The 17,299-nt window shown below is 70.4% G+C and carries 22 protein-coding genes and 4 tRNA genes; 8 read left to right on the top strand and 18 right to left on the bottom strand.

Going from position 1 to position 17,299, the window contains the following annotated elements; genetic code table 11:
• Positions 1-99 precede the first annotated feature (99 nt).
• The 6 genes from B079_RS0100950 to B079_RS0100925 form a co-directional block, all read right to left on the bottom strand.
• The gene (locus tag B079_RS0100950; protein ID WP_018543898.1) at positions 100-1,002 is read right to left on the bottom strand and encodes a hypothetical protein; all 903 of its coding nucleotides are present in this window, start codon (positions 1,000-1,002) and stop codon (positions 100-102) included.
• A gap of 169 nt (positions 1,003-1,171) precedes the next feature.
• The gene (rplA, locus tag B079_RS0100945; RefSeq protein WP_018543897.1) at positions 1,172-1,903 is read right to left on the bottom strand and encodes a 50S ribosomal protein L1; all 732 of its coding nucleotides are present in this window, start codon (positions 1,901-1,903) and stop codon (positions 1,172-1,174) included.
• 96 nt (positions 1,904-1,999) lie between these two features.
• The gene (rplK, locus tag B079_RS0100940; RefSeq protein WP_018543896.1) at positions 2,000-2,434 is read right to left on the bottom strand and encodes a 50S ribosomal protein L11; all 435 of its coding nucleotides are present in this window, start codon (positions 2,432-2,434) and stop codon (positions 2,000-2,002) included.
• Positions 2,435-2,612: 178 nt separating this feature from the next.
• Positions 2,613-3,449, bottom strand: a complete 837-nt coding sequence (gene nusG, locus B079_RS0100935; RefSeq protein WP_018543895.1) for a transcription termination/antitermination protein NusG — start codon at positions 3,447-3,449, stop codon at positions 2,613-2,615.
• A gap of 80 nt (positions 3,450-3,529) precedes the next feature.
• Positions 3,530-3,808, bottom strand: a complete 279-nt coding sequence (gene secE, locus B079_RS0100930) for a preprotein translocase subunit SecE (RefSeq protein ID WP_018543894.1) — start codon at positions 3,806-3,808, stop codon at positions 3,530-3,532.
• 107 nt (positions 3,809-3,915) lie between these two features.
• Positions 3,916-3,988, bottom strand: a tRNA-Trp gene (locus B079_RS0100925).
• A gap of 260 nt (positions 3,989-4,248) precedes the next feature.
• Here B079_RS0100925 and B079_RS0100920 point away from each other — a divergent pair.
• The gene (locus B079_RS0100920) at positions 4,249-5,475 is read left to right on the top strand and encodes a pyridoxal phosphate-dependent aminotransferase (protein ID WP_018543893.1); all 1,227 of its coding nucleotides are present in this window, start codon (positions 4,249-4,251) and stop codon (positions 5,473-5,475) included.
• 132 nt (positions 5,476-5,607) lie between these two features.
• Complete coding sequence (locus tag B079_RS0100915; protein ID WP_018543892.1) at positions 5,608-6,648, top strand: adenosine deaminase; 1,041 nt, start codon at positions 5,608-5,610, stop codon at positions 6,646-6,648.
• A gap of 18 nt (positions 6,649-6,666) precedes the next feature.
• On the opposite strand, the gene B079_RS0100910 is transcribed toward B079_RS0100915, so the two are convergent.
• Complete coding sequence (locus B079_RS0100910) at positions 6,667-7,263, bottom strand: TetR/AcrR family transcriptional regulator (protein ID WP_018543891.1); 597 nt, start codon at positions 7,261-7,263, stop codon at positions 6,667-6,669.
• Between the two features lie 141 nt (positions 7,264-7,404).
• On the opposite strand from B079_RS0100910, the gene B079_RS0100905 reads away from it, so the two are divergent.
• Positions 7,405-8,037 carry an NAD(P)-dependent oxidoreductase gene (locus B079_RS0100905; protein ID WP_018543890.1) on the top strand — a complete coding sequence of 211 codons (633 nt, stop codon included), beginning with the start codon at positions 7,405-7,407 and terminating at the stop codon, positions 8,035-8,037.
• A gap of 9 nt (positions 8,038-8,046) precedes the next feature.
• Here the strand turns inward: B079_RS0100905 and B079_RS0100900 are convergent, their stop codons facing one another.
• The 6 genes from B079_RS0100900 to B079_RS0100875 all read right to left on the bottom strand — a co-directional run bounded on the left by B079_RS0100900 (position 8,047) and on the right by B079_RS0100875 (position 10,661).
• On the bottom strand, positions 8,047-9,102 hold the full coding sequence (locus tag B079_RS0100900; protein ID WP_018543889.1) for a UDP-N-acetylmuramate dehydrogenase: 1,056 nt from the start codon (positions 9,100-9,102) through the stop codon (positions 8,047-8,049).
• Between the two features lie 105 nt (positions 9,103-9,207).
• Positions 9,208-9,636 carry a MaoC family dehydratase gene (locus B079_RS0100895; RefSeq protein WP_018543888.1) on the bottom strand — a complete coding sequence of 143 codons (429 nt, stop codon included), beginning with the start codon at positions 9,634-9,636 and terminating at the stop codon, positions 9,208-9,210.
• A gap of 6 nt (positions 9,637-9,642) precedes the next feature.
• Complete coding sequence (locus B079_RS0100890; RefSeq protein ID WP_018543887.1) at positions 9,643-10,095, bottom strand: MaoC family dehydratase N-terminal domain-containing protein; 453 nt, start codon at positions 10,093-10,095, stop codon at positions 9,643-9,645.
• 121 nt (positions 10,096-10,216) lie between these two features.
• On the bottom strand, positions 10,217-10,381 hold the full coding sequence (gene rpmG / locus B079_RS0100885; protein WP_003948671.1) for a 50S ribosomal protein L33: 165 nt from the start codon (positions 10,379-10,381) through the stop codon (positions 10,217-10,219).
• An 88-nt stretch (positions 10,382-10,469) separates the two neighbouring features.
• Positions 10,470-10,542 (bottom strand) — tRNA-Met (locus B079_RS0100880).
• Positions 10,543-10,588: 46 nt separating this feature from the next.
• Positions 10,589-10,661, bottom strand: a tRNA-Thr gene (locus tag B079_RS0100875).
• A 320-nt stretch (positions 10,662-10,981) separates the two neighbouring features.
• Between B079_RS0100875 and B079_RS0100870 the strand changes: the two genes are divergently transcribed.
• Both B079_RS0100870 and B079_RS0100865 read left to right on the top strand, forming a co-directional pair.
• Positions 10,982-12,235 (top strand): amidohydrolase family protein, encoded by a 1,254-nt coding sequence (locus B079_RS0100870; protein ID WP_018543886.1) that lies wholly within the window; start codon positions 10,982-10,984, stop codon positions 12,233-12,235.
• Positions 12,236-12,315: 80 nt separating this feature from the next.
• Positions 12,316-12,972 carry an SDR family oxidoreductase gene (locus B079_RS0100865; protein ID WP_018543885.1) on the top strand — a complete coding sequence of 219 codons (657 nt, stop codon included), beginning with the start codon at positions 12,316-12,318 and terminating at the stop codon, positions 12,970-12,972.
• 37 nt (positions 12,973-13,009) lie between these two features.
• On the opposite strand, the gene B079_RS0100860 is transcribed toward B079_RS0100865, so the two are convergent.
• Positions 13,010-13,222, bottom strand: coding sequence for a hypothetical protein (locus B079_RS0100860; RefSeq protein ID WP_026248229.1), 213 nt, complete (start codon positions 13,220-13,222; stop codon positions 13,010-13,012).
• Positions 13,223-13,622: 400 nt separating this feature from the next.
• On the opposite strand from B079_RS0100860, the gene B079_RS0100855 reads away from it, so the two are divergent.
• Positions 13,623-14,132 carry a lamin tail domain-containing protein gene (locus B079_RS0100855; RefSeq protein ID WP_037801050.1) on the top strand — a complete coding sequence of 170 codons (510 nt, stop codon included), beginning with the start codon at positions 13,623-13,625 and terminating at the stop codon, positions 14,130-14,132.
• A gap of 251 nt (positions 14,133-14,383) precedes the next feature.
• Here the strand turns inward: B079_RS0100855 and B079_RS0100850 are convergent.
• Positions 14,384-14,465 (bottom strand) — tRNA-Tyr (locus tag B079_RS0100850).
• A 228-nt stretch (positions 14,466-14,693) separates the two neighbouring features.
• On the opposite strand from B079_RS0100850, the gene B079_RS0100845 reads away from it, so the two are divergent.
• Together B079_RS0100845 and B079_RS0100840 are read left to right on the top strand one after the other, a co-directional pair.
• On the top strand, positions 14,694-15,182 hold the full coding sequence (locus tag B079_RS0100845; protein WP_018543882.1) for a YajQ family cyclic di-GMP-binding protein: 489 nt from the start codon (positions 14,694-14,696) through the stop codon (positions 15,180-15,182).
• A gap of 74 nt (positions 15,183-15,256) precedes the next feature.
• Complete coding sequence (locus B079_RS0100840; protein ID WP_018543881.1) at positions 15,257-15,517, top strand: hypothetical protein; 261 nt, start codon at positions 15,257-15,259, stop codon at positions 15,515-15,517.
• A gap of 38 nt (positions 15,518-15,555) precedes the next feature.
• Here the strand turns inward: B079_RS0100840 and B079_RS0100835 are convergent, their stop codons facing one another.
• The 3 genes from B079_RS0100835 to htpX all read right to left on the bottom strand — a co-directional run bounded on the left by B079_RS0100835 (position 15,556) and on the right by htpX (position 17,211).
• The gene (locus B079_RS0100835) at positions 15,556-15,822 is read right to left on the bottom strand and encodes a GlsB/YeaQ/YmgE family stress response membrane protein (protein WP_018543880.1); all 267 of its coding nucleotides are present in this window, start codon (positions 15,820-15,822) and stop codon (positions 15,556-15,558) included.
• A 136-nt stretch (positions 15,823-15,958) separates the two neighbouring features.
• A complete protein-coding gene (locus B079_RS0100830) occupies positions 15,959-16,351 on the bottom strand; it encodes a YccF domain-containing protein (protein WP_018543879.1) in 393 nt (130 codons plus the stop codon).
• Positions 16,348-17,211, bottom strand: coding sequence for a zinc metalloprotease HtpX (gene htpX / locus B079_RS0100825; RefSeq protein WP_018543878.1), 864 nt, complete (start codon positions 17,209-17,211; stop codon positions 16,348-16,350). Before htpX ends, B079_RS0100830 begins: the two co-directional genes overlap by 4 nt.
• Positions 17,212-17,299 lie beyond the last annotated feature (88 nt).

Genomic DNA, 17,299 nt, shown 5'->3' with positions numbered 1-17,299 from the left:
CGGTCTTTGGCTTCTCCGAGAGAGTACGGGACCGGGGCACCGTCGAGCAAATCGGTGCCCTCCGGACCCCGGTGGCCTCCGCGTCTCAGGACATGGCGGTCAGGACGTGACGCCGCTGCCCGCCGTCGTGGACTTCATCAGGTCCTTGAAGTCCTTGGTGTCGCTCGCCGCGGGCGCCTCGGCCGTGACCTTGACGCCGTAGTCGCTGTAGTGGGCGGTGCTGACCATCGTGCCGTTCGCCGTCTTGGCCCGCTCGACCTTCTTGACCAGCAGGTTCTTGCCGTCCAGCCAGATGTCGATGGTCTCGGTGGTGATACCGGCCTGGGTCAGCTCGCTCTTGAGGTCGGACAGCTGCCCGGTCGTCAGACCGCTGTTCTTGCGGGCGAGCGCGGCGATGTCCACGGTGCCCGAGTAGTGCGTGGCGGAGGTGCCGTCCACCTTCTCCGCGCCGACCTTCTTCACGTCGCCGGAGGCGAGCAGCAGCTTCACCGACTGGTTCGGGGAGCTGTGGCGGACCTGGTCCTGGAGGTACGCGGTCGCGCCCCGGCCGCCCAGCTTGGCCAGGTCGGCGTAGCCGTACTTGACCCAGTGCTTGCCGCCGTACTGCTTGGCGAAGGTGCCGCTCATCCTCGAGTAGAAGGCATCCGGCAGATAGCGGGCCTCGGAGGAGGCGGAACCGGCCTTGCGCATCAGCTCGGCCATGTCGCCGCCGGTGTAGGTGATGGTCATCTCACCGCGCAGGCCATCACCCCAGGCGAGGGCGCCGTCGGCCGAGGTCTCCATGAGCTTGCCGAGGCTCATGGTGGAGCGCACCTTCGCGGACTCCGCCTGGTCGGTCGACTTGTTGGCGGCGCGCAGCGCGGCGATGGGGCTCAGCGAGACCGCGTCGTGGGCCTTGCTGCCGCCCTTCCCGTCGTCCTGGGCGCCGCAGGCGGCCACCCCGGACAGCGCGGCGGCGACGGCGACCGCGAGGGCCGTACGGCGGACGGTCGTGCTCTGCATGTGTTTCCCCACCCCTTGGTGTGTTGTCGTGTGCGCACCGTAGCGCGGAGCACTGACAGCGCGCGCACAGAAAAAGCGCGCACAGAAAAGGACGGACCCCGCCACCTCACGGTTGCGGGGTCCGCCCTGCTGACGCGTCACCGACGCGGCTGCCTCACGAGCCAGGGGCTCAGACGGCGGCCGGGTCCTCCTCGACGAGGAGGTTACGGGTGCGGTTCGGGTCGATCTGGATGCCGGGGCCCATCGTGGTGCTGACGGCGGCCTTCTTGATGTAGCGACCCTTGGCGGCGGACGGCTTCAGACGGAGGATCTCCTCCAGGGCCGCGCCGTAGTTCTCCACCAGCTTGGTGTCGTCGAACGACGTCTTGCCGATGATGAAGTGCAGGTTCGAGTGCTTGTCGACGCGGAACTCGATCTTGCCGCCCTTGATCTCGGACACGGCCTTGGCCACGTCCGGGGTCACGGTGCCGGTCTTCGGGTTCGGCATCAGACCACGCGGGCCGAGGACGCGGCCGAGGCGGCCGACCTTGCCCATGAGGTCCGGGGTGGCGACGACGGCGTCGAACTCGTTCAGGCGGTTGCCCTTGGAGATCTCGTCGATCAGCTCGTCGGAGCCGACGATGTCGGCGCCCGCGGCACGCGCGGCCTCGGCACGGTCGCCGGTCGCGAAGACCAGGACCCGGGCGGTCTTACCGGTGCCGTGCGGAAGGTTCACGGTGCCACGGACCATCTGGTCGGCCTTGCGCGGGTCGACACCCAGGCGGAAGGCGATCTCGACGGTGCCGTCGAACTTGGTCGTGGAGGTCTCCTTGGCGAGACGGACGGCCTCGAGCGGGGCGTACAGCTTCTCCCGGTCGACCTTGGCGTCCGCAGCGCGGAGAGCCTTGCTGCGCTTGCTCACAACTGCTCCTGTGTGTTCTGGGAAAGGAGTCGTGGTACGGGCCGAGCAGGCCCTGCCACGTGCGGCCGGTCGGGCCGCATGACTACAAGGGGGTGATCAGCCCTCGACCGTGATGCCCATGGAACGGGCGGTGCCGGCGATGATCTTCGACGCGGCGTCCAGGTCGTTGGCGTTGAGGTCGGGCATCTTGGTCGTGGCGATCTCGCGGACCTGCGCCTCGGTGATCTTGGCGACCTTGGTCTTGTGCGGCTCGCCGGAGCCCTTCTCGACACCCGCGGCCTTGAGGATCATCTTGGCGGCCGGCGGAGTCTTGGTCACGAAGGTGAAGGAACGGTCCTCGTAGACCGTGATCTCCACCGGGATGACCCAGCCACGCTGCGACTCGGTCGCGGCGTTGTAGGCCTTGCAGAACTCCATGATGTTGACGCCGTGCTGACCGAGCGCGGGGCCGACCGGCGGAGCCGGGTTCGCCGCACCGGCGTTGATCTGGAGCTTGATAAGCCCCGTGACCTTCTTCTTCTTGGGAGGCATAGCTCTCCGGGTCCTTTCGATTCGGGTCCTGCCCGCGCCCGGGGAACCACCCGGATGCAGGCATACCGCACAACGATAACGGGTATAGATGCGCGGCTAAAAACCGGGCAGGTCAGACGCGCTGCGAGAGCTCGTCCGACCTGCCCGGAAGCGTGTGCCCAGGGGGAACCGGCGGGTGCTAGTTCTTCTGGATCTGGTCGAAGCTCAGCTCGACCGGGGTCTCGCGGCCGAAGATCTCGACGAGGCCCTTGACCTTCTTCGAGTCGGCGTTGATCTCGTTGATCGTGGCCTGGAGGGTGGCGAAGGGGCCGTCGGTGACGGTGACCGAGTCGCCGACCTCGAAGTCCAGCACCTGGACCTCGACCTTGCGCTGCGGGGCGGGCTTGCCCTCGGCCTCGGCGGCCTCGCGGGCGGCCTTCTCCTCGGCCTCCGGGGCGAGCATCTTGACGATCTCGTCCAGGGTCAGCGGGTAGGGGTCGTAGGCGTTGCCGACGAAGCCGGTGACGCCGGGGGTGTTGCGGACGACGCCCCAGGACTCGTTCGTCAGGTCCATGCGGACCAGGACGTAACCCGGCAGCTTGTTCTGCTTGATCGTCTTGCGGTCGCCGTTCTTGATCTGGACGACCTCTTCCTGCGGCACCTCGGCCTGGAAGATGTAGTCCTCGACGTTCAGCGAGACGGCGCGCTGCTCCAGGTTGGTCTTCACGCGGTTCTCGTAACCGGCGTAGGTGTGGATGACGTACCACTCGCCCGGGAGCGTGCGCAGTTCCTCGCGGAGTGCGACAACCGGGTCGACGGGCTCGGTCTCTTCCTCGACCTCGACAACGTCCTCGGCGACCTCGACGACCGCCTCGGCGTCGCCCTCGACGTGCACGGCGGCCTCCTCGGCCGGCTCGCCCGCCTCTTCCTCGGCAGCCTCGAACTCGTCGCGCTCGTCCGCGCCCTCGACGATGTCGAGCTCGTCGTCGACCGTCTCGTCCGGCTCGGTGGCGTCGTTCAGGTTCGGGTCAGACACGATGGCTGCTTCTTCCTGGATACATAGGGGTGGAACATGCGAAAACGGGCGCCGGTACCACGGCGCCCTTCGCTTTTGGCTCAGCCGAAAACGTACTTGGCCGCGTGGTTGAGCCCATAGTCAATCACGGTCACCAGGGCGATCATGACGGCAACGAAGACGATCACCACAGTGGTGTACGACGTCAGCTGGTTGCGCGTGGGCCAGACGACCTTGCGGAGTTCCGCGATGATCTGGCGGTAGAAGATCGCGAGGCGCTTCAGCGGGCCCTTCTTGGCGCGCTTGCCGCCCTTGCGGGGCTTCTTCTGCAGCTCGTCCTGAGCATCAGGCGTATCGATGGAGCCCACGGCGTCCGTCATGCGTCCTCACCTGATCCCGGGTCGTGGCCGTGCCGCGCCCGGTTCCTGAGCCGCACGGCGGTGCATTGCAGTACGTACATGCGCACACATCCTGGCGGTGTGTGTAGCAGGGCCGGAGGGACTTGAACCCCCAACCGCCGGTTTTGGAGACCGGTGCTCTACCAATTGAGCTACGACCCTTTGTGTGCTCCCCAACGTACCGCATCCGACCGAGTGCCCGGTGTGCACCGGCTGTGCGGGACCGCTGGAGACCAACGAGGTGTGAGTGTACGTGGTCCGGGGCCCGGCGTCGAACAGAAAGTGCCTGCCCGGGTACACCGCAGCGGTGATCGTCCTGGCCGGGGCCCGGATTCGGACACCGGTTCTGTCCGCGGTCCGTCGCCGTTCAGTCTGTGAAACCCGTGTACCCGGGGCGTTTCCGGTCTGGAACGATGGGCCCCATGAGCGCTGCAAACCCTCCCACCGAGCGCCGGGTCTCCGCCCGAGTCGGCGCGATCTCCGAGTCCGCCACCCTCGCCGTGGACGCCAAGGCCAAGGCCCTCAAGGCCGCCGGACGTCCGGTGATCGGCTTCGGCGCCGGTGAGCCCGACTTCCCGACTCCGGACTACATCGTCGACGCGGCCGTCGAAGCATGCCGGAATCCCCGGTTCCACCGCTACACCCCGGCGGGCGGCCTGCCCGAGCTGAAGACCGCGATCGCCGCGAAGACGCTGCGCGACTCCGGCTACGAGGTCGACGCGTCCCAGATCCTCGTGACCAACGGCGGCAAGCAGGCCATCTACGAGGCGTTCGCCGCGATCCTCGACCCGGGCGACGAGGTCATCGTCCCGGCGCCGTACTGGACGACGTACCCGGAGTCGATCCGCCTGGCGGGCGGTGTCCCGGTGGAGGTCGTGGCCGACGAGACGACGGGCTACCGCGTCACCGTCGAGCAGCTGGAAGCCGCGCGCACGGAGAAGACGAAGGTCGTCCTCTTCGTCTCCCCCTCCAACCCGACCGGCGCGGTGTACTCCGAGTCCGAGGCCGAGGCGATCGGCCGCTGGGCCGTCGAGCACGGCCTGTGGGTGCTGACCGACGAGATCTACGAGCACCTGGTCTACGGCGACGCGAGCTTCACCTCGCTGCCCGCGATCCTGCCCGAGCTGCGCGACAAGTGCGTCGTGGTCAACGGCGTCGCCAAGACGTACGCCATGACCGGCTGGCGGGTGGGCTGGGTGATCGGCCCGAAGGACGTGATCAAGGCCGCGACGAACCTCCAGTCGCACGCCACGTCCAACGTCTCCAACGTGGCCCAGGCCGCCGCCCTCGCCGCGGTCTCCGGCGACCTGGACGCCGTGGCGGCGATGCGCGAGGCGTTCGACCGGCGCCGCAAGACGATCGTGCGGATGCTCAACGAGATCGACGGCGTGGTCTGCCCGGAGCCCGAGGGCGCCTTCTACGTCTACCCGTCGGTCAAGGCGCTGCTCGGCAAGGAGATCCGGGGCCGGCGCCCCAAGGACTCGGTCGAGCTGGCCGCGCTGATCCTGGACGAGGCCGAGGTCGCGGTGGTGCCGGGTGAGGCGTTCGGCACGCCGGGCTATCTGCGGCTGTCGTACGCGCTCGGCGACGAGGACCTGGTCGAGGGTGTGAGCCGGCTGCAGAAGCTGCTGGCGGAGGCGCGGGACTGAGGTTCCTCTCTTCTCTTCGGCAGCGGGCGCGCTCTCTTGTGACGAGAGGTCGCGCCCGCTTCTGTGTGCGAGCAAGCCCACTAAAGGGGAACCCGCTACCGATGTGACGCACGGGTGCGGCAGGATCTGGGGATGGAGCGTGTACGTGATGTCTCTGAGCTGCCGAAGGCCCATCTTCATCTGCACTTCACCGGGTCGATGCGGCCGGGAACCGTCCTCGAACTGGCCGACAAGTACGGTGTCCGCCTGCCCGACGCGCTGACGGAGGCGCTGACCAGCGGGGAGCCGCCGAGACTGCGGGCCACGGACGAGCGCGGCTGGTTCCGCTTCCAGCGGCTGTACGACGCGGCCCGCTCGTGCCTGCGCGAGCCGGAGGACATCCAGCGGCTGGTCCGGGAGGCCGCCGAGGAGGATCTGAAGGACGGCTCGGGCTGGCTGGAGATCCAGGTCGACCCGACCTCGTACGCACCCCGGCTCGGCGGTCTGATCCCGGCCCTCGAGGTCATCCTGGACGCGGTGGAGACCACCTCCCGCGACACCGGGCTGGGGATGCGGGTGCTGGTGGCCGCGAACCGGATGAAGCACCCGCTGGACGCGCGCACGCTGGCCCGCCTGGCGGTGCGGTACGCGGACCGGGGCGTGGTGGGCTTCGGGCTCTCCAACGACGAGCGGCGGGGCATGGCCCGCGACTTCGACCGGGCCTTCCACATCGCCCGCGAGGGCGGCCTGCTCGCGGCGCCGCACGGCGGCGAGCTGACCGGTCCGGCCTCGGTGCGGGACTGCCTGGACGACCTGGACGCCTCCCGGATCGGGCACGGCGTGCGCGCGGCGGAGGACCCGCGGCTGCTGAAGCGGCTGGCGGACCGGGGGATCACCTGCGAGGTCTGCCCGGCCTCGAACGTGGCGCTCGGGGTCTACGAGAAGCCGGAGGACGTCCCGCTGCGCACCCTCTTCGAGGCGGGCGTCCCGCTCGCGCTCGGCGCCGACGACCCGCTCCTGTTCGGCTCGCGCCTGGCCGCGCAGTACGAGATCGCGCGCCGCCACCACGCCTTCACGGACGCCGAACTGGCCGAACTGGCCCGCCAGTCGGTGCGCGGCTCGGCGGCCCCGGAGGCGAAGAAGGAACAGCTGCTCGCGGGCGTCGACGACTGGCTGACCCGCCCGGCGGTCTGAGCGGCCGTCGTACGGGGCTCAGGCGGCGATGCCGCTCAGGACGGTGCGGACCATGCGGGCGGCGAAGTCGTCCACGGGGGGCCGGGTGCCGTCGGGGCTCGCGTCGTAGGCGAAGGCGCGCTGGACGCAGGAGCCGAGCAGGAGCAGGGCGGCGGCGTAGGTGTCGGCGTCGGGGCGGACGCGGCCGAGTTCCTGTTCGGCCCGCAGATAGGCGTCCAGGCCCTCGATGGGGACGTGGGGTCCTGAGCCGAGGGTGCGCAGCGCGTCGTCGTGGCGGCGTTTGAGCTGCTGCTCGGCATAGAGGGACGCGGCGATCGGGAAGCTCTGCTCGTAGAAGAGGGCGGCTTCGCGGGCGATGCCGGTGAGGTTCTGCTCCAAGGTGCCCTGCCCGGGCGCGGCCGTGAGGCCGGAAAGGAGCGGGGTGAGGCCGGGCAGCCGCTCGTGGAGGACCTGGACGAACAGGTCCTCCTTGCTGTCGAAGTACTTGTAGAGGGCCGCCTCGGAGCAACCGGCCGCCTTGGCGATCTCCTTGGTGGTGGCGCGGGCAAGGCCGACGGTGAGCATCAGCTCGTGGGCGGCGTCGAGGATGCGGACGCGGGCCGGCTTCGTCTGCATGGGTCGTCCAATCGTCCTTGACGAACAGGTGAGTGTTTACCCACTCTAGAAGGGACAGGGGTGAGTGAATGCTCACCCACCTCGGTGCGGAGTGTGGGCGCCGAGGTGTGTCCGAGGAGGGGAAGAGGAAGGGAAGTCGCCATGAAGCTCACCGTTTTCGGTGCCACCGGGGGTATCGGTGGGGAGATCGTCAAGCAGGCGCTGGAGGCCGGGCACGAGGTGACGGCGGTGGTCCGGGATCCGGCGCGGCTGACCGTGACCGGCGAACGGCTCGGCGTGGTCCGGGCCGGTCTGTCCGACCCCGAGGCGCTGCGGTCCGCGGTCGCGGGCCGGGACGCGGTGCTGTCGGGGCTCGGCGCGCGGACGCGCAAGGACGCCGGGGTGGCCGCCCCGCTGACCCGTACGGTCCTGGGCGCCATGGAGGCGGAGGAGGTACGCCGCCTGCTCGTGGTGACCGCCGCGCCGATCGGCCCCGCCCCGGAGCGGGAGAGCGCCCTGGACCGGGGGATGCGGCGCGTGGTGTCGGCGGTCTTCAAGGACATCTACGCCGACCTGCGCGAGACGGAGGCCGAGCTGGCGGCGAGCGGCACCGACTGGACGGCCGTACGGCCCCCGAAGCTGCTGAACAAGCCGCTCACGGGCCGCTACCGCATGGTGATCGACGGTTTCCCGCACGGCGGGCGCTTCATCGGGCGCGCGGACGTGGCGCACGCGATGCTGACCATGATCGACGACCCGGTGACGGTGAAGCAGGGCGTCGGGGTCGCGTACTGACCCCGGCGGTCAGAGGCTGACGCCCACCGTCACCGGCTCGTTGACCAGCGTGACGCCGAAGGCCTCGCGGACCCCGGCGACGACCTCGCGGGCCAGGGCCAGCAGGTCCTCGGTGGTGGCCTCGCCGCGGTTGGTGAGGGCGAGGGTGTGCTTGGTGGAGATGCGGGCGGGGCCGGTGCCGTAACCCTTGGTGAAGCCCGCCTTGTCGATCAGCCAGGCGGCCGAGGTCTTGCGGTGCCCCTCCCCCGCCGGGTAGGCGGGCGGCTCGACGCCGTCACCGAGGCGCGCGCGCACCCGCGCGTGGAACGCGGCGAACTCCTCCTCGGTGAGGATCGGGTTGGTGAAGAAGGACCCGGCGGACCAGGTGTCGTGGTCCTCGGGGTCGAGCACCATGCCCTTCCCGGCACGCAGCCTCAGCACGGTGGCACGGGCCTCGGCCAGCGGCACCCGGTCGCCGACCTCGACACCGAGCGCGCGGGCCGTCTCGGCGTACTTGACCGGCGCGGAGAGCCCGCCCGCGTCCTCCAGGCCGAAGCGGACGCGCAGGACGACGTAGCGCTCGGGGTCGGCCTTGAAGCGGCTGTGGCGGTAGGAGAAGCCGCACTCCTCGCCGCTCAGCACGACCGTCTCCCCCGCCCGGCGGTCGTAGGCGACGACCTCGGTGATCGTGGCGGAGACCTCCTGGCCGTAGGCGCCCACGTTCTGGATCGGGGTGGCGCCCGCCGAGCCGGGGATACCGGCCAGGCACTCGATCCCGGCGAGTCGGGCCTCCACGGTGCGGGCGACGGCGTCGCTCCAGACCTCGCCCGCGGCCAGCTCCAGGGTGGTGCCGCGCAGCTCCAGGCCGCGCGTGGCGATGCGCAGGGCGGTGCCGTCGAAGCCCTTGTCGCCGATGACCAGGTTGGAGCCGCCGCCGATGACGAGCAGCGGGGTGCCGGTGTCGTCGGCCTCCCGGACGGCGTCGATCACCTCGGCGTCGGTGACGGCGGTGACCAGCCGGGTGGCGGGGCCGCCCAGTCGGAAGGTGGTCAGCGGGGCGAGGGGGGCGTCGTGGAGTACGTGCACGGGCACAGACTACGAGACCGGGTCAGCGGTAAGGGGCGCCCGCCATGGCGAACGCCCCTTACTCACCGCTCACGCGGGCCGTGCTCGTGCGGACCGTGGCGGCCGTCAGGCCAGCCGTACGACCGCCCGGGACATGCCCAGGACCTTCTGGCCGCCGCTGGTGGCGACGAGGTCCACGCGGACCGTGTGGTCGTCGAGCTTGGCCGCGACCTTGGCGGAGACGTGGATCTCCGCGCCCTTGTCGTCGTCGGGCACGACGACCGGCTTGGTGAAGCGGACGCCGTACTCCACGACCGCGCCCGGGTCGCCGGTCCAGTCGGTGACCACACGGATCGCCTCGGCCATGGTGAACATGCCGTGCGCGATGACGTCCGGCAGGCCCACCTCCTTGGCGAAGCGCTCGTTCCAGTGGATGGGGTTGAAGTCCCCGGAGGCGCCCGCGTAGCGCACGAGGGCGGCGCGGTCCACGGGGAAGGTCTGGGCGGGCAGCTCGGTGCCGACCTCGACGTCGTCGTAGGCGATCTTCGCCGTCATCGGTGCTCAGCCCTCCTCGGCCGCGCGGGCCACCAGCTTGGTCCAGGCGGTCACGACGTGCTCTCCGGCCTCGTCGTGCACCTCGCCCCGGATGTCGAGGATGTCGTTGCCCGCGAGGGACTTGATGCCCTCGATGGTGGAGGTGACGGTGAGCCGGTCACCGGCGCGCACCGGGCGGCGGTAGGCGAACTTCTGGTCGCCGTGCACGACGCGGCTGTAGTCGAGACCGAGCTGGGGGTCCTGGACGACCTGTCCGGCGGCGCGGAAGGTGATGGAGAACACGAAGGTCGGCGGGGCGATCACATCGGGGTGACCGAAAGCGCGCGCGGCTTCCGGGTCGGTGTACGCCGGGTTGGCCTCACCGACGGCCTCGGCGAACTCACGGATCTTCTCGCGGCCCACCTCGTAGGGCGCGGTGGGCGGGTACGTACACCCCACGAAGGACTGGTCGAGCGCCATGGCCCGGAACCTCCTGGTCTAGCTGCGGCATCGACTCGCGTGCCCTGGTGCGACACGTGAGATAAAACGACATGAGGCCGCCCCCCGTGTGTCTGGGGGCGGCCTCATGTACGAGCCTGATTTATCGCGTCTCGCGGTGCGCGGTGTGCGCATTGCAACGCGGGCAGTGCTTCTTCATCTCAAGACGGTCCGGGTTGTTACGCCGGTTCTTCTTGGTGATGTAGTTCCGCTCCTTGCACTCCACGCAGGCCAGCGTGATCTTCGGGCGGACGTCGGTGGCAGCCACGTGAGTGCTCCTAGGACGAACGGATGGGCTAGTAACGCAGGAAAGAGTAGCCGATTGAAGGACCGACCCCACAATCGGCTACTGTCAGTAGCGGTGACCGGACTTGAACCGGTGACACAGCGATTATGAGCCGCTTGCTCTACCGACTGAGCTACACCGCTTTGATGAGATCCGTTCCCGCCTCGCGACGGGAACTTCTCACACCAGAGCCCCAAAACGGAATCGAACCGTTGACCTTCTCCTTACCATGGAGACGCTCTGCCGACTGAGCTATTGGGGCGAGCGAGGAAGACATTACACGGTCCGCCGCCGTTCGCCCAAATCCGTATCCGGCCGCCCGTCCCGGGCACCTCTCCCGCCCCTCGCGCCGCCTCGGCACCCCGCCCACACCGGCCCCCGGCAGGCGGCTGACCTGGGGTGACCACGGCCGGTACGACTAATGCGGCCTCCACGGCCCGCGCGGATGCCGACCCTAGGCTCGGGACTACTCAGCGTGATCTTGAGCCGCGGCCCCTGCGGCTTCTGTCCCATTCCGCCGTCCCGTCCGTCGTTCCGTCCCCTCGTGCCGTTCCGCCCTTCCGACCCGGCCCCTGGAGTCCGATGCCCGACAGTCATCCGCAGCCGCCGAATCCGCCGGGGCCCCCGGGCCGCCCCGACCCGGCCACGCTCCTGCTGTGCGGGGCCCGGCTGACCGACGGCCGGACCGTGGACGTACGGGTGTCGGGCGGACACATCGAGGCGGTCGGCACGGCCGGCAGCCTGGCCCCGGGACCGCCCGGCACCGTCTCCCGCGTGGACCTCGGCGGCTATCTGCTGCTGCCCGCCCCCGCCGAACCGCACGCCCACGGCGACACCGCGCTGAGCGCCGAGCAGCCGGGCCCGGTGTCGTACGCCCCCGAGGACGTCCAGCGCCGGGCCACCGAGGCGGCGCTGCTCCAGCTGGGGCACGGGGCGACGGCGTCCCGCGCGCACGTCCGGGTCGGCGAGGAACGCGGGCTCGGCGCGCTGGAGGCGGTCCTGCAGGCCCGGCGCTCGCTGCACGGGCTCGCGGAGCTGACGGCGGTGGCGATGCCCCGGCTGCTGACCGGGACGGCCGGGGCGGACGGGCTCGCGCTGCTGCGGGACGCGGTGAAGATGGGCGCCTCGGTGGTGGGCGGCTGCCCGGACGTGGACCCGGACCCCACGGGGTACGCGGCGACGGTCCTGGAGCTGGCCGCCGAGCACGGCGCCCCGGTGGACCTGCACACGGACGCCGCCGACCCGGCCCGGCTCGCCCGGCTCGCGGCCATGGCGGGCGGGCTGCGCGCCGGTGTGACGATCGGCCCGTGCGCGGGGCTCGCCCGGCTCCCCCTCGACGTCGCGCGCCGCGCGGTGGACCAGCTCGCGGCGGCCGGAGTGACGGTGATGTGCCTGCCCCAGGGCGTCTGCGGCGCCGCGGACATCCGGGGCGCCGCTCCGGTACGGCTGCTGCGCGCGGCCGGGGTGCGGGTGGCGGCGGGCAGCGGCGCGATGCGGGACGTGGCCAATCCGGTGGGCCGGGGCGACCCGCTGGAGGCGGCCTATCTCCTCTCCTCGGTACACGGTCTGAGCCCCGAGGACGCCTACGACACGGTCAGCGCCTCGGCGCGCGCCGCGCTGGGGCTGCCCGAGGTGCGCGTGGAGGCGGGCTTCCCGGCCGAACTCCTCGCGGTGCGCGGCGACCGGCTGCCGGGCGCGCTGTCCCTCGCCTACAGCCGGATCGTGGTGCACCGGGGGCGCGTGGTGGCCCGTACGAGCGCGGTGCGGGAGTACTGCAACTCCGCGGCGGCGGAGGAGTTGGGGCTGCCGAGGCAGGGGCGGGGGAAGCTGTCGTGAGGGACGGTCGCGGGAGTGCTCCGGCGGGCGGGCGCCCACCCGTTCGGCGGAGGGCGGAGGCCGGGCGTACGGTCGAAGACATGCGCATCGTCATCGCCGGAGGGCATGGACAGATCGCGTTGCGGCTGGAGCGTCTGCTCGCCGCGCGCGGGGACGAGGTGGCGGGGATCATCCGCGACCCGGGGCAGGCCGGGGACCTGCGGGCGGCCGGTGCCGAACCGGTCGTGCTCGACCTGGAGTCGGCGTCCCCCGAGGAGGTCGAGGCGTGTCTGCGCGGCGCGGACGCGGCGGTGTTCGCGGCCGGTGCGGGGCCGGGCAGCGGGACGGCCCGCAAGGAGACGGTGGACAAGGGCGCGGCGGTGCTGTTCGCGCGGGCGGCGGTGCGGGCGGGCGTACGGCGGTTCCTGGTGGTCTCTTCCATGGGCGCGGACCCGGCTCACTCCGGTGACGGGGTGTTCGACGTGTATCTGCGGGCCAAGGGCGAGGCGGACGCGTACGTCACCCGGCAGGAGGCGCTGGACTGGACGGTCCTGCGCCCCGGTTCGCTGACCGACGAGCCCGGCACCGGGCTGGTGACGCTGGCGGCGCACACCGGGCGCGGGCCGGTGTCACGGGACGACGTGGCGGCCGTGCTGGCGGATCTGGTGGAGTCCTCGGCGACGGCGGGGCTGACGCTGGAGCTGATCGCGGGGTCGACGCCGGTCGCGGTGGCGGTGAAGGCGGTGGCGGGCGGCTAGGCCGGTGGCGCGGGGCTGAGAGGCCGGGCTCCGGGGTTCAGAAGAGCGGCAGCTGCCCGGGGAACTCGGGCACGATGTAGCCGTCCAACGCGGGCTGTACGGTGCCGAGTTGGGCGTGGCTGCGGGAGCCGGAGCAGGAGACGAGTTCGCCGTGTTCGCGCGCGCCGGGCGGGTCGTGGCGGGCGAAGCGGCCCGCGACGACGGCGATCTCGCGGCGGCACACGGGACAGGTTCTGCGACGGGAGGACATGCCGTCAGTCTGCCCCGGGCGGGGGCGGGCGCACCGGTCAGGGGCGCATGTGACGGCCGGTGAGCGCCGTTCTGTCACGCACTTCTGTTACTCACTTTCGGGTGACGGCGGCCGGGCGGCCGGGGTGGCGCGGTATGGCGGAAAATGCCCGGTCCCCAGTGATCACAAGGATTCTGGGCCCGCAAAGCGGTCAACTCGGTGCATTTTTCCTATGAATGGACGTTACAGGTAAGAGTCACAGATACATGCTCGATCAGTAACACGGTTCACGTTTTCCCCACATCACGTCCGCATCCCGGACAAGGTGTGGATGCGCGGCCAGTTGGTCGCCATCCGCACACCGCACGACTCCGCGTACGGCCTCCGTATGCGGATGTGCCCGCACCATGCAGGAGAACCTGTGACTGCTTCAGCTTCCGTGACCGCTCGCCGCCTGGCCGCCGTCGCCATCGCGGCCGGTGCTCTGGTCGGTTCGGTGGCCCTGCCGGCCTCCGCCGCGGACGCCCGCCCGCACCGGGCGGACGTGCAGATCAGCCGTGTGCAGTACGACTCCCCCGGCTTCGACAACCGCTCCAACCGCTCGCTGAACAACGAGTGGGTGGAGCTGACCAACAACTCCCGCAACCGCGTGAACCTCAGCGGGTGGACGCTGTCGGAGAGCCGTCGCGGCATCACCTACACCTTCCGCCACTTCAGCCTCGGTGGCCACGCGACCGTCCGCGTCCACTCGGGTGTCGGCCGTGACACCTCGCGTGACGTCTACCTGGACCGCCGCAACTACGTCTGGGACAACAACCGCGACACCGCGACGCTGCGCGACGACCGCCGCCGTGTCGTCGACGACGCCTCGTGGGGTGGCCGCGGCGGCCGCGGCGACGACCGCGGTCACGGCCGCGACCACCGCCGCTGACCGTCCCTGACCGTTCCCTCTGCTCCACCCCGGGTGGCGCGGCAGCCCTCGGAGGGCTGCCGCGCCGCTTGACGTTTCCCTGGCCGGGGGCTTCAGCGCGATCCTCGACGGGAGCCCAGCGCGGCGGAAAGCCCGGAAGGTGTGCCGCAGCAGCCAGGCGTGAATCGCCGGAATGTCGCCCATTGTCCGGAGGTACGACGAAGGGCCCGTGACCTGCTGAGACAGCAGGTCACGGGCCCTTCGTTCCCGTGTGGCGGCGCCAGGATTCGAACCTGGGAAGGCTGAGCCGGCAGATTTACAGTCTGCTCCCTTTGGCCGCTCGGGCACACCGCCGGGGGGTGTTGGTTCGGGAGGGCCGCTGTTCGCGGTGCTCCGTGGCAACGACGTAAACAATACCCGATGCGGAGGGGTGCTTCGCCACCCGGTTGATCTCCGCCCCGAGGCGGGTGGGGTGGCTAGGCTGGTGCGGATGCGGCCCGGCAGGATGCCGGGCGCGGCGGCCGTCGCCTCTCAAGGCCGGGCCGCACTCGATCCGCACCCCGATGCAAGGAGCCACAGGACATGGCCGACTCCAGTTTCGACATCGTCTCGAAGGTCGAGCGGCAGGAGGTCGACAACGCCCTCAACCAGGCCGCCAAGGAGATCTCGCAGCGCTACGACTTCAAGGGCGTGGGTGCCTCGATCTCCTGGTCCGGCGAGAAGATCCTCATGGAGGCGAACTCCGAGGAGCGCGTGAAGGCCGTTCTCGACGTCTTCGAGTCCAAGCTGATCAAGCGTGGCATCTCGCTGAAGGCGCTGGACGCGGGTGAGCCCCAGCTGTCCGGCAAGGAGTACAAGATCTTCGCCTCCATCGAGGAGGGCATCTCCCAGGAGAACGCCAAGAAGGTGGCGAAGATCATCCGCGATGAGGGCCCCAAGGGCGTCAAGGCCCAGGTCCAGGGCGAGGAACTGCGCGTCAGCTCCAAGAGCCGTGACGACCTCCAGGCCATCATCGCTCTCCTGAAGGGCAAGGACTTCGACTTCGCCCTCCAGTTCGTGAACTATCGGTGAGCTGAGCGGCCGGCGAGGGCTTCCTCGCCGGCCGACCGTTCGCAACCCGCCCCGCCCTGTGCGATCGTTCCCGCATGAGCAGCGACTACGACCGGATCCGGACCGGGATCGAGTTCATGACTGCCTACGTCTCCGGGGACGAGCTTCTGACGGAGTATCTGGGCGAGCGGCGACGTGAGGACACCGCCGCCACGGAGACACTGCTGGACGGCACGGCCGCCCTGTGCGCCGCGCTGCTGCAGACGCTGGCCCGTACGACCCGGCGGTCCGAGCACGAGATCCTGCAGGAGCTGGCCCGCGGCACCCACCGCCGCGAGCAGCGCTCCGGTGACTGACCCGGTCCGGCGGGTCCGGCGCACTCCACCGGGCCGCGTCAGTCCCGCGAGTTGCCGAACAGCACCCGGTACAGGATCAGCAGCACCAGCGAGCCGCCGATCGCCGCCGCCCAGGTCGCCCCGTCGTAGAAGTGCTTGCTGATCGGGTGGTCGAGCCAGCGGGACGAGATCCAGCCGCCGATGAAGGCGCCCGCGACGCCGATCAGGGTCGTGCCGATGAAGCCGCCCGGGTCGCGGCCCGGGAGCAGGAGTTTGGCGATGGCGCCGGCCAGCAGGCCCAGGATGATCCAACCGATGATGCTCATGCCGAGTTACCTGCCCTTCCGCGCTGTCTCCTCACTGTCCGACCGCTGAGAATTCGGTGAGGACCATGTGTGAGGAGAGCAGGGGTCGTCTTCCGTTCCGTCCGGGAAGACGCCGTCCGGGCAGGTGACGGTTGCGTCAGCGCACGCCGAAGGGCTCGTCCGTGCGGACGATCTCGCGGCCCAGGGGCAGCAGCGAGACCGGGATCATCTTGAAGTTGGCGATGCCGAACGGGATGCCGATGATCGTCAGGCACAGCGCCACACCGGTGGTGATGTGGGCGAGCGCCAGCCACCAGCCCGCGAGGACGAGCCAGAGGACGTTGCCGACGCAGGACGGCGCGCCCGCGTCGCGGCGCTCGACCGTGGTGTACCCGAAGGGCCACAGGGCGTAGATGCCGATGCGGAAGGCGGCTATCCCGAAGGGGATGCCGATGATGGTGATGCAGAGCAGCAGGCCCGCGAGCAGGTAGCCCAGGAAGAGCCAGAAGCCGCTCAGGACCAGCCAGATGATGTTGAGGAGTGTCTTCACCGGTTTCGACCTGCCATCTGTTCCAGTCGGGCGATGCGCTCCGCCATCGGCGGGTGCGTGGAGAACATCCGCGACAGCCCCTGGCCGGGACGGAACGGGTTCGCGATCATCATGTGGCTCGCGGTCTCGATGCGCGGTTCCGGAGGCAGCGGCAGCTGCTGGGTGCCGGTCTCCAGCTTGCGCAGCGCCCCCGCGAGGGCGAGCGGGTCGCCGGTGAGCTGGGCGCCCGAGGCGTCGGCCTCGTACTCCCGGGAGCGGCTGATGGCCAGCTGGATGAGGGTGGCGGCGAGCGGGCCGAGGATCATGATCAGCAGCATGCCGAACAGGCCGGGGCCGTCGTCGTCGTCCGAGCGGCCGATCGGGATCAGCCAGGCGAAGTTCACCAGGAACATGATCACCGAGGCGAGGGCGCCTGCCACGGACGAGATGAGGATGTCGCGGTTGTAGACATGGCTCAGCTCATGGCCGATGACGCCGCGCAGTTCGCGCTCGTCGAGCAGGCGCAGGATGCCCTCGGTGCAGCACACGGCCGCGTTGCGCGGGTTGCGGCCGGTGGCGAAGGCGTTGGGGGCCTCGGTGGGCGAGATGTACAGGCGCGGCATGGGCTGGCGGGCCTGCGTGGACAGCTCGCGCACCATCCGGTACAGCTCCGGCGCCTCGAACTCGCTGACCGGGCGGGCCCGCATCGCGCGCAGGGCCAGCTTGTCGCTGTTCCAGTACGCGTACGCGTTGGTGGCCAGTGCCACCAGGACGGCGACGATCAGGCCCGTACGCCCGAAGAGGCTGCCGATGACGATGATGAGCGCCGACAGCCCCCCGAGGAGTACTGCGGTCCTGAGCCCGTTGTGCCGGCGGTGCACGGTGCGCCCTCCAAGTCGTGCAGCGAACCCTTCGGTCCAGTGGACCCTCCCGCACTGGTCAACGCCAGGCGACGGCCGCGAGTTCCCA

The organism is Streptomyces sp. LaPpAH-108 (assembly GCF_000373625.1).
GTDB lineage: Bacteria > Actinomycetota > Actinomycetes > Streptomycetales > Streptomycetaceae > Streptomyces.
Note: the sequence above shows the minus strand (reverse complement) of the source record. Positions and strands in the feature narration are given on the sequence as shown.